This is a genomic window from Halococcus thailandensis JCM 13552, from assembly GCF_000336715.1.
Taxonomy (GTDB): domain Archaea; phylum Halobacteriota; class Halobacteria; order Halobacteriales; family Halococcaceae; genus Halococcus; species Halococcus thailandensis.
Genome location: NZ_AOMF01000095.1, coordinates 1 through 9,760, shown reverse-complemented (window position 1 = coordinate 9,760; position 9,760 = coordinate 1). Strand labels below are relative to the sequence as shown.

Below are 9,760 nucleotides of genomic sequence, written 5' to 3'. Positions count from 1 at the left end.
CGTGCTCTACTTCTGAGAAATCCCACAGCACTCAGCAAACCAGCTTCCGCACTCACCGCTCATTCTGGGCTTAAGCGATAACCAGTGATTTCTCGGATTATGCGCATCACCTCTTCTGCGTGAACCGCATCATGGAATTTCGAGAACTGAACCAACTCGTATTTCCTGCTGAGGCACTGACCTTTAGGTATGTCGCAGCAGTTGGGAGACCAGATCAAGTACCGTCGGCGACGGATACTCCTGGCGGGCGCGAGTGTCACGCTCGCATCCATTACCGGGTGTCTCGGCGGTGGCGCGGTCTCGGAGGCTGATACCCCTGCAGTTGCCGCTCTCGCCGAAGACGCGACCTGTGACGTCTGTGGGATGACTATTAGTCAACATCCCGGTTCGACTGCACAGATCTTCTATGCCGACCACAGTCCCGACGGCCACGCGAATCCTGCACGCTTCGATACAACATGGGAGGCGTACCAGTATGAATTCAAACACGATGACCAGGGCTGGGAAGAAACGGCATTCTACGTCACCGACTATTCGAGCGTCGACTACAGTATCTCTACTGAAAGCAGTGATACGTTCATCTCACGACACACAAAGAAAGGAGCGTTCGCCCTCGTCGCGGATGTGACGTATGTCGTCGGCTCCGCGGTCAAAGGTGCAATGGGGAAAGACCTCTTTGCGTTCACAGCTCAAAAAGACGCAGAAACGTTCCAATCCGACCATGGTGGTGATCTCACGACGCACGACGAAATAACGCCGGAAGTCGTCGCTGACCTCAGCACGTAGCTCGATGGCAGTGCTCTCCCCTTCACGAGTACGTGGCTTAAGCGTTGTACTCACAGTGATACTGCTTTTCTCGTCTGTTTCCTTCGCACTGACACCGACGAATGGGGAGGATCTCCAACCCGTTCCGTTCGATGACACGGTCGGAGGCAGCAGCGGGGGCGGTGTCGACGTCCGACAGGCTGAAGAAGAGGGGTTTGTCCTCCCACGCACTGAGGTGTTCTTCTCGAACTATCGGTACGTGGTTGGTGATTACGGAATCGGAGAGACTGCGTCGAAACTCACCAACCCCGGCACTGAGCGGCAATTCGGGACGCCGCTGGCAATATATGTCTCCGACTTCTCGACGGTGAAGCCGACGCTCTCTGAAGAGGGATTCGTCGTTTCCGAAAACGGACAGACGGTTGGGTGGACAACGGCGACTAACGCGTCGTTCGTCGTCAACAGTGAAGCGCGTGTTCCATCCGGGTCGACAGTGCTTCCGTTTTCGAATCGAGCGGACGCCAAGCGGTTTATCCAAGCACACGGAGGGAGGATCGTCGAGTGGGACGCACTTGGAGAGACGGTCGACGACCCGCTCCAGTCACGGCTCAATCGCTTCCACAACGAGATGGCGGCGCGACACACCTGGGCAAACAAAACCGTCGTGGAGTCGCGTGCGATCCTTGAGCGGCCACGGTCCATCGTCGTTGGAGATGACGCACCCAACATCTCCGCTGCTATTGCAGCTGCACAACCGAATACGACGGTGTATCTCCCACCAGGGACGTACGAGACGGACGACCTCACCGTCAACAAATCGATCACATTAGCAGGGGCGGGCAACGAGACAGTTCTCAGAGGGAACGGCAATCGCAGTGTCGTGTCTCTCCGTACTGATCGGATAGCGGTCCGCAACCTCCGCATCGACGGCGTCGGCGACGTCGGAAGTCGGCGATTAGAGATGCAAAATGGATCGGGAAACTGGACGACAAAAGTACGGCTCGCGTACGGTTACGGCGATGCCGGTATCATCCTCGACGGTGCGGACAGCTCCGTCATTTCGGACGTCTCCATCGAGACGAACGCCAGCGGCATCATCAACCGGAAGAGCAACCAGAGCGTCATTGACAATGTGACCGTCTACGGCGCGGCCACCTCGGATGATGGGTTCATGGGGGCGACGGTCATCGGCGCTCGAAGCGTCGTTCAAGACTCCACGTTCGTCGACGGCCGTGATGGCGTCTACACCCACCGTGCGGATGGGAGCGTGATCCGCCGGAATCAACTTGAAGGCGGTCGATATGGAATCCACGAGATGTACACCTCACATACGCTTGTTGCGAACAACACTGCCCGTAACGTCGGGGGTGGGGTTTTGGTGATGACAGGGCCGACGGACAATCTTGTCATCGGCAACGATGTCCGCGGCAGCGGGTTCGGCATCGATCCAGCCGGTAGCGACTCGTTTTATGCGAATAACGTTCTGGTGAACAACGGATACGGCATGCGAGCGACCGGCCAACAGAACGCCTATCTCGACAACATCGCTGTCAGCAACGATATCGGGATTCGTGCCGGAGAGATCGCCCCGTCGAACTGGTTCATCCGTAATGACGTGGTCGACAACGACAAGCAGGTCGAGTCGGAGCTCGGCCCGCTCCGGACGTGGACTCACCGCGGCATCGGCAACTACTGGGGCGACCTACCGCTCGTCGATGCCGATGACAATGGTATCTATGACCGCGGCTATCAACCAACCGGGACGGTCGACGGTCGCCTCGGTGAAGTTTCCGGCGCGATCACGCTCGCACAATCACCCGCCTCAGCATTGCTCCGACGCGTCCGCGATGTCGTTTCCGGGATCCGAAACTCCGGTGTAATCGATACAGCGCCGCGATCCGACCCGTTCCATCCGGAGCAGATTGCGAATGCGAGAGCAAACAGAACCCGAGGTGACGCCGCGTGAGTGATGATGTGGCTGCAGCGAATAGTACCCAATCGGACGTTGACTCCGAGACGGCCATCGCTCTACGTGCGCTCGACATCTCGCGCTCGTTCGGTAACGTATCCGTTCTCGATGGCGTGTCGGTTTCCGTCGAGCAAGGAGAACTGGTCGCCATCGTCGGCCCGAACGGATCGGGGAAATCAACGCTTATGGAGGTCATCGCAGGCGTCCGCTCTCCCGATGCGGGATCGGTTATAATACCCGCGGATGGACGGACGAATACTAACCAACGCGATGTCGGATATCTCCCACAACGCCCGGCGTTCCGCGAGGGGTTTACCGTCCGAGAGACGCTCCAATTTTACGCCCGATTCCTCGACGAAACGGGTCCGACCGATGTGAACGAGACGCTCCAACGGGTCGGTCTCAGACACGTGAGCGGTCGCAACGTTGGATCGCTCTCCGGTGGGATGACACGGCTTCTCGGTCTCGGACAGGCAATCCTCGGCCATCCGTCAGTACTCGTTCTCGACGAACCCGGAAGCGGACTCGATCCAACGATGGTCGAGCGCCTGTTCAGTATCCTGCACTCGCTCGCTGACGACGGAACCGGCATCGTCGTTGCATCCCATCACCTCGCAGCAATCGAGACATACGCCGACACCGTCGCATTTCTTGACCGTGGGGGGTTACTCGTTTCTGAATCTCCAACTCAACTACTTGCTTCGACGGGACAAGAGACGCTTGTCGACGCATTCCTTGCGAGTATGAAGAGCGATGAACACGAGTCAACGGTCCGAGCCGGATTCAGAGAAGAGGAGACTGACTGATGGTCGATCGTGACATCGTCGACGACTTGTTTGTCGTCGCGACGCGTGAACTTCGAACAGTTGTAAAGACACCGTCATTAGTTGCGCTCGCTGGCGTTTTCGCCGTGAGTATCGTCGGTGTCGCGTGGGCGGGGACAGGCGGGAGTGGAGGGTTCGTCCCGTTGACGCTCGATCTTCTCACTTTCGTAGAGGTGCTGATCCCGTTGTTGGCGTTCGCGTTCGGCTATCGATCAATCCTCAACGATCGCCTTACGGGCGAACTCGACATGCTCCGAACGTTCGATGTTGACCGAATTGCCTACGTCGGGGGCGTTTACGTCGGGCGAGCGATGGCCCTCGTCGGCGTCGTTGTCGCATCGCTGTTCATTGCTGGCGTACTCGTCCCAGTGCTCACAGCCGACCAGCCGACGTTCCTCGCTCAGAACCGCGCCGCCGACTCCATCCTCCGGTTCGTTCGATTCGTTGTATTCACGGGTGGATTCACGCTCGTCGCACTTGCGGTGACGCTTGCCGTATCAGCTGCAGCGCGGACGCTTCGGACTGCGTTCGTCTTCGCGACTGTCCTTACAGTGGCGTTCGTCATCGGCGTCGATACGGCACTGATCGCTGGGCTTGCGTCTGGTGTTGTCCCGCAGGAAGGCATCGCACTCCTCTTCGCCGCGAGTCCAAACAGCGCATTCCGTGGACTTGTCCTCGAGATTGCCGTCGGGGTTGTCAGCGGAACGAGTGTGAACGCCGGAAGCACGCCACTGAACGCGTTTGCACTCCTCTTGTGGTGGCTGCTTGGACTCGGCATCGCTGTCTGGCGCGTGTGGTCCCCTGTCGGATGGAATGATGACGGGGGAACGTGAGCACGATAGCGGGACAGTACCCGCTTCCAACTGACGGCCCTCAGTAAGGTGCCGAGGAGTCGTCCAGTGATCAAACACAGTAAGCAATCATCGCTCCAGAAGGCGCACAACGCACGGATCGGCGGCAATTTCTCTTACCAACCGATGATGAGCGAAACGGTATTTTCGCTGCTGAAGAACGGTGAAAGTAAGAATCACGTTCGAAAACGTGGCACGAGTATTACGGGGGATGCTGAAGAAGTGTATTGTGTATGATTTGTCACGGACGGCCGCATCAGCTTGCCGCCCGCTCTTTCTCTGACAAGCCGATTTGAGGGATATCGCCAACGATGCGCCGATCTGACAGACAATTTTTACAAATTCAGCAATTCTACTCTGACCGCAGAGCCACGTTTCTGCATCATTCGCCACGCCGAATCAATGGTTAGAAACGCTTGAAAGCGTATTCAATCATTCCATCCTTTCGCCGTCTAGCGATCAACATGCTATTTCTATAAATACCACTGTTTCTCGCACTGGAACTCAACTCACTAAACGGTCGGTTCGAGAAACTTCTGTGTTACAATGCATCGGGATGGACGTTACATTTTTGAAAATTCATTTCAAGACATGCACCAGAAGCTACTATCCGGCGGCGGATGAATTCTTGATTCGAGTGCCCCAACACGAAGGGGTTACTAACGAAAGCCAATGAAACCAACAGAGATCTCACACGCACTGGTCGAGAGTACTGAACGGCGAACGTTCCTCAAGACTGCCATTGGTGCGGCGGCGACTGCCGCCGCAATTCCAGCAGTGAGTACGATTGCGTCTGCACACTTTCCTGAAACACTCCGTATCGATATCGCACCGGGTAGCAACGAGAACAAGATTGATCCTGAGACGGACGACTGTGTTTCGGTAGCCATACTCCAAAGCACCTTCGTGGATGAAGACGGCATCCTGAAAGATCCCGGAACGAAGATCACGTTTGACCCAACTGAGCGTCCGGTGCGATATCGCTTCGGGACGCAGGAACTCCTTGGACAGGGTGGCGGTGTCCGCCCGATCAATGACGGCGAGGTCAGAGATGTTAATGGCGACGGCAAGGACGATCTCGTTCTTCAATTCCCGCTCGATGGCACGGGATTCACCGGCGATGAGTCCACAGGAACGCTCTACTGGGAGCGACCGGGAACGCGCCATCACGGGTTTCATGGGACGGATACCATTCGTCTTCCGGATGATATGCAGGTCAGCGACATCGATATTTTGAACTACGCGCTCACGCTCGAACACTTAGAAGCGGCGTACTACAATGACTTCCTCGACACCTACTCCGAAAGCGAAGTCGAGCGCTCGGAGGTCGCCAACTACTTCGCGCGTCCCACGCTTCAGTATTCAACTTACCAGCAGATTCAGGACGTGCGCGATCACGAGGAAGCTCACGTCGAGAAGCTCACTAGTCTCATCGAGAAACTCGGTGGCAACCCCGTCGAACCTGCCAAGTATGAGTTCCCGTACGATGGTATCGAGGAATTTGTTGCGCTCAGCGACCGCATCGAGGCTGTGGGTGTGTCGGCCTACGCCGGCGTTGCACCCATGATCGACGATACGGGGGTCTTGGAAGCCGCACTCAGCATCCACAGTGTGGAAGCTAATCACCAGACCTACTTCCAACTGCTACACCTTCAGCGACCCGCACCCGATGCCTTCAATTCTGCTCGCTCGATGGATCAAGTTCTCCCAATAGCACAACAATTTATGGCAGATCACTAACACTACTTCAGCGGTTGGGTTGCGCGTGATTTGAGGCGATACATGAGCTTCATCGTACGATGAGGACGCAGTCAGAGGGCCAATCAGCGGTTGTTGACGAAACGATGATAGGTTCGATTCGACGAGTGAAACGCTCCGACAAGAGGTGGTGGTTAGTTCATACTCGTCATACTGCGGTCCATTCAAAATACGTTCCTAGCTGACTGCTCGCCAACCGTCGAAGTGGTACTAACTCGGACAACGGTCTTCGTTCATCCACCGTTTTTCGAAGTGTCGATCGTCGATGACTGACTACTCGTCGGTCGCATCCTCAAGCAACCGGTCGGTCAAGCGGGTGAATCGATCGACCATCAGCGCCGGCGACGACGGGGAGACCTCCCGCAGCAACCGCACCGTCTCGGTCGGTCGAACGAGCGTGAGCGCGATGTGGTTGCGTTCGTCGCGCTCTTTGACGACGATATCCTGTTCGATGAGATGGTCTGCATGCCATTCGAGCGTGCTGCGAGCGATATCAAGGTCATCGGCTATCGCCTGTGGCCGTGTTGGTCCGCGGTCACAGAGGTGTGCGACGATGTCACCAGCGGTCTCACGGCGCAACAGTGAGAGCGCGCCGCGTCGCCACGCATTGCACTCGGGTGGGTAGTAATGCGTTCGACCGTACCGCTGCTCGTCGGCTACCGCTCCCGACGAACACAGTCGTTTCAGGTGGTACTGGACCTGTCCAGGCGCGAGATCAAGCACCCGCACGAGTTCGTTGAAATGAATACCGGGCGACGTGTGGACACGCAGCACGACGCGCTTACGAGTCCTGTTCATAGGTGGACAATTTCGGACGCTCGGTCGTGCGGGCATAGTACACTGCGGTGAGCAGCAAGACAGCCATCACGCCGTCGAGCATGTGTTCAATGAGGTGATGAAATTCCATCGAAACCATCCCGCCCATCGCCAACCCGCCGACGAGCGTGCGTCCCACCAGCGTTCCGAGCGCCATCGTGATCAACAGATACGAGCGCGAACGCCGCTGTGCCAACGCAGCGATACCGAGTCCGAGAATGGCCAACGAGACGATTGCCGTGATAACGAGGACGGTTGGCAGTGCAATCTCGCCGATTAGTTCAGATTCTTGGTTCACTCCTAAATGCAGAACGATGTTTAGTAGTTTCATCTCACAACGTCACCTCTCATCTCGCGCAAGCGAGCACGCCCATCTTGGATCCAGTAACAAGACGTTCCTGGGGTGGATGGCCCCGCTGTTCCATTGCACACGATTGGGTGGTTGCTCGAATAATGATTCTGGTACGCGAGTCGAATCACAAGCCGTCATGAGACGACCGGCCGCGAGATGATCCAAAGCGAGAGTATCGTATAGCCCACCATCAATACCACGAGCGGGAAGTGTGCTCGTCTGGCTCGAGAGAGCGTGTTGTAGTGCTCGACCGCCACCGCATGGGCGGCCACGACAGCGATGATATGTCCGGCGACGATCAACAGTACCTGTGATCCCCAGAACACGGGAACGGACAGCCACCCGAGCAACGTGAGTGGCTCCATCGAGGAGATGGCGAGCGACCACGTGACGGCCGCAAGCCGTCCGAGCCGCTCGACGACGAATGGGTAGTTGTGGGCGACCTCGTAGGCAGCAGCAATCGGTACCACCGTCGGTGCGAATACAACGGCCGCCCCTCGCCATCCACCACTCCTACTGATGGTCTCCATCGCCATGCTGACACCGATGAACGCCCCAACGAATCCGACCAATCCAAAAATGTACACAAACACACTCGTTCCGGGGCCGGTCGTGAGTAGGTTGCGGAGACCGAACAGCAGGCTCTGGAATTCCGGGGTGTTCGTGAAGCCATCAAAGCTCACCGTATAGACCGTAGCGACGACAAATGCGACGAGACCGAACCGCTCGACAGGGCGTGTACAGCCGGTCCACGGCGGGCGGAACACGATCCGGTAGTCAGCATCCACCGTGACGAATTCCACAGGGGCGACCCGTCCGAGCAGTCGATAGAGTACCGCCAATGCGTCAGCATAGCGAAACCACTCTCGACCGAAAGCAACCGCCCCGAGAACCATCATCGCAGCATAGCCAGCGATGACGACGGCCGTCGCTGCCGGCGAGCGGGGGACGACCGTGAGATTCTCGAAGATTCCGATACCGAGGATGAACCCGAGGAACGCGGGCCAGTAGCTGAGCCACGACGGATACGCATCAAGTACTGCAATCTCACTTTCTTCGATTCGCGTCAACCTATCATAGAGCGTTCGCCACGGCGATAATACTCGCCATGGATTCCCGATGAGAACCGCAAGCAAGCCGACGCCCTTGAACCAGACGGCCCAGACGAACACCGTCGCAAAATTCTCGGCGGCGATTTGTGGACCGAAAAAGCCACGAACGATGACGAGAAGAAATCCAGCGAAAAAGACTGTTCGCGCCACATACCGCACGAGCGTTGCGACGGTCGTTGGAATCACGAACTCCTCCCATGTTCGTGCCGTCGCCGAACTCTCACCCGTTATCGCGAGCCATGCCGCCGTGGCGGCGACCGTGACTCCTGCACCGCCAAACAACAGGGAGAGCGGAATCGGTGCAGTAAAGCGCGAGCTCTGGATCTGATGAGCATTCCCAACGCCGACAAACATCGTGAGTGCAATCAGAAGAATGAGCACACTCCGGCGGTAGTTCATGCCTCTGGTCACTAAAGAGTGGTAAAGAATGCTCTATTGAAAATGCGGTACGGGAGTACGATCATAGCGTCTCGGCGAGCTTCTTGATGTTGTTGAGCGCGAACATGAGAACGATCTCACGAAATTGACGATACCAGAATCGCGAACGCAGGGCGGAGTCCTGCGTTCGCTTGGCCGTCGAATAGGACGTCTCGGACATCCATCGCTGGGTGTAGCCTTTTGCTCGGATGAGCGCGTTGTTCGCAACAGCCATCGGTCTCGATCCTTGGTGATGAACGAGGTACTCAACGTCTAACGCAGCGATTTCGTATTCGGTGTGCCAGTCCTGGAACCCGTTGTCAGCAGCGACTGACCGCAGTTCGTCCGCGTTTCGGCGGACGACCCGCGGGCCAGCCTTCGTGTCGTGTTCGCGCTCGATACAGCAATGGACGTCCAGCACCGCAAGCGACTCTGTATCGGTCAGTGTCGTCGCTTTGATCGTCTTCACGCTCCTCCCACTTCGCTGGAGGTAGTACTGGGAGGCTTGCTTGCGTTCGAAGAACGTGCTGTCCAGTGCGACGTGGCCAGATTGGCGGAGTTGCTGCGCCGAAGTGCGCAGCAACGCCCGCCAGACGTACATCGCGTACCGATCAATCGAATGGTAGAACGTGGTGGGATCTGGCAACCCGTCTGGATGAATTCCAAGACGGTCACACACCTCAGGCATGAGACCGATCCGATCAACAAGCTCGGTGAAGGTGTGGTCTTCCTCCTTCCGTATACAGTGAGCGACGATATGTGCCTCGCGGGGAAGCCCGCCTGATTCGGGCTTCCCCGCGTGCTTCCCCAACGCTTGTTTCGCTACGCGTAGTGCCTTCTCAACGAAGTCGAGGAGGACGATTGCCATATCCAACTCCTCGACTTCATTGCTTCGT

The 9,760-nt window shown here is 57.1% G+C and carries 10 protein-coding genes; 5 read left to right on the top strand and 5 right to left on the bottom strand.

The window, feature by feature from the left end; translation table 11 throughout:
- Positions 1-189: 189 nt before the first annotated feature.
- The 4 genes from C451_RS04190 to C451_RS04175 are packed head-to-tail and all read left to right on the top strand — an operon-like array spanning position 190 to position 4,391.
- The gene (locus C451_RS04190) at positions 190-786 is read left to right on the top strand and encodes a nitrous oxide reductase accessory protein NosL (RefSeq protein ID WP_007738034.1); all 597 of its coding nucleotides are present in this window, start codon (positions 190-192) and stop codon (positions 784-786) included.
- Positions 787-790: 4 nt separating this feature from the next.
- Entirely contained in the window at positions 791-2,731 is a 1,941-nt protein-coding gene (locus C451_RS04185; protein ID WP_049912883.1) for a NosD domain-containing protein, read from the top strand.
- Positions 2,728-3,540 carry an ABC transporter ATP-binding protein gene (locus C451_RS04180; protein WP_152420401.1) on the top strand — a complete coding sequence of 271 codons (813 nt, stop codon included), beginning with the start codon at positions 2,728-2,730 and terminating at the stop codon, positions 3,538-3,540. The genes C451_RS04185 and C451_RS04180 overlap by 4 nt, the downstream gene beginning before the upstream one ends.
- Positions 3,540-4,391 carry an ABC transporter permease gene (locus tag C451_RS04175; RefSeq protein ID WP_007738025.1) on the top strand — a complete coding sequence of 284 codons (852 nt, stop codon included), beginning with the start codon at positions 3,540-3,542 and terminating at the stop codon, positions 4,389-4,391. The genes C451_RS04180 and C451_RS04175 overlap by 1 nt, the downstream gene beginning before the upstream one ends.
- A gap of 87 nt (positions 4,392-4,478) precedes the next feature.
- Here C451_RS04175 and C451_RS21805 read toward each other — a convergent pair whose 3' ends face one another.
- Positions 4,479-4,802 (bottom strand): hypothetical protein, encoded by a 324-nt coding sequence (locus C451_RS21805; RefSeq protein WP_152420400.1) that lies wholly within the window; start codon positions 4,800-4,802, stop codon positions 4,479-4,481.
- A gap of 279 nt (positions 4,803-5,081) precedes the next feature.
- Here C451_RS21805 and C451_RS04170 point away from each other — a divergent pair, with 279 nt between their 5' ends.
- Entirely contained in the window at positions 5,082-6,149 is a 1,068-nt protein-coding gene (locus C451_RS04170; protein ID WP_007738023.1) for a ferritin-like domain-containing protein, read from the top strand.
- 291 nt (positions 6,150-6,440) lie between these two features.
- Here C451_RS04170 and C451_RS04165 read toward each other — a convergent pair whose 3' ends face one another.
- The 4 genes from C451_RS04165 to C451_RS04150 form a co-directional block, all read right to left on the bottom strand.
- The gene (locus C451_RS04165) at positions 6,441-6,965 is read right to left on the bottom strand and encodes a winged helix-turn-helix transcriptional regulator (RefSeq protein ID WP_049912881.1); all 525 of its coding nucleotides are present in this window, start codon (positions 6,963-6,965) and stop codon (positions 6,441-6,443) included.
- Entirely contained in the window at positions 6,949-7,314 is a 366-nt protein-coding gene (locus tag C451_RS04160) for a DUF7471 family protein (protein WP_049912880.1), read from the bottom strand. Before C451_RS04160 ends, C451_RS04165 begins: the two co-directional genes overlap by 17 nt.
- 155 nt (positions 7,315-7,469) lie before the next feature.
- The gene (locus tag C451_RS04155) at positions 7,470-8,846 is read right to left on the bottom strand and encodes a hypothetical protein (RefSeq protein ID WP_007738017.1); all 1,377 of its coding nucleotides are present in this window, start codon (positions 8,844-8,846) and stop codon (positions 7,470-7,472) included.
- A gap of 61 nt (positions 8,847-8,907) precedes the next feature.
- Entirely contained in the window at positions 8,908-9,732 is an 825-nt protein-coding gene (locus C451_RS04150; protein ID WP_080503485.1) for a transposase, read from the bottom strand.
- Positions 9,733-9,760 lie beyond the last annotated feature (28 nt).

Coding starts and splice junctions, on each gene's coding strand:
- C451_RS04155 (WP_007738017.1), bottom strand. CDS start 8,846: ATGAACTACCGCCGGAGTGTGCTCATTCTTCTGATTGCACTCACGATG.
- C451_RS04190 (WP_007738034.1), top strand. CDS start 190: ATGTCGCAGCAGTTGGGAGACCAGATCAAGTACCGTCGGCGACGGATA.
- C451_RS04150 (WP_080503485.1), bottom strand. CDS start 9,732: ATGGCAATCGTCCTCCTCGACTTCGTTGAGAAGGCACTACGCGTAGCG.
- C451_RS04160 (WP_049912880.1), bottom strand. CDS start 7,314: ATGAAACTACTAAACATCGTTCTGCATTTAGGAGTGAACCAAGAATCT.
- C451_RS04185 (WP_049912883.1), top strand. CDS start 791: ATGGCAGTGCTCTCCCCTTCACGAGTACGTGGCTTAAGCGTTGTACTC.
- C451_RS04175 (WP_007738025.1), top strand. CDS start 3,540: ATGGTCGATCGTGACATCGTCGACGACTTGTTTGTCGTCGCGACGCGT.
- C451_RS04165 (WP_049912881.1), bottom strand. CDS start 6,965: ATGAACAGGACTCGTAAGCGCGTCGTGCTGCGTGTCCACACGTCGCCC.
- C451_RS04170 (WP_007738023.1), top strand. CDS start 5,082: ATGAAACCAACAGAGATCTCACACGCACTGGTCGAGAGTACTGAACGG.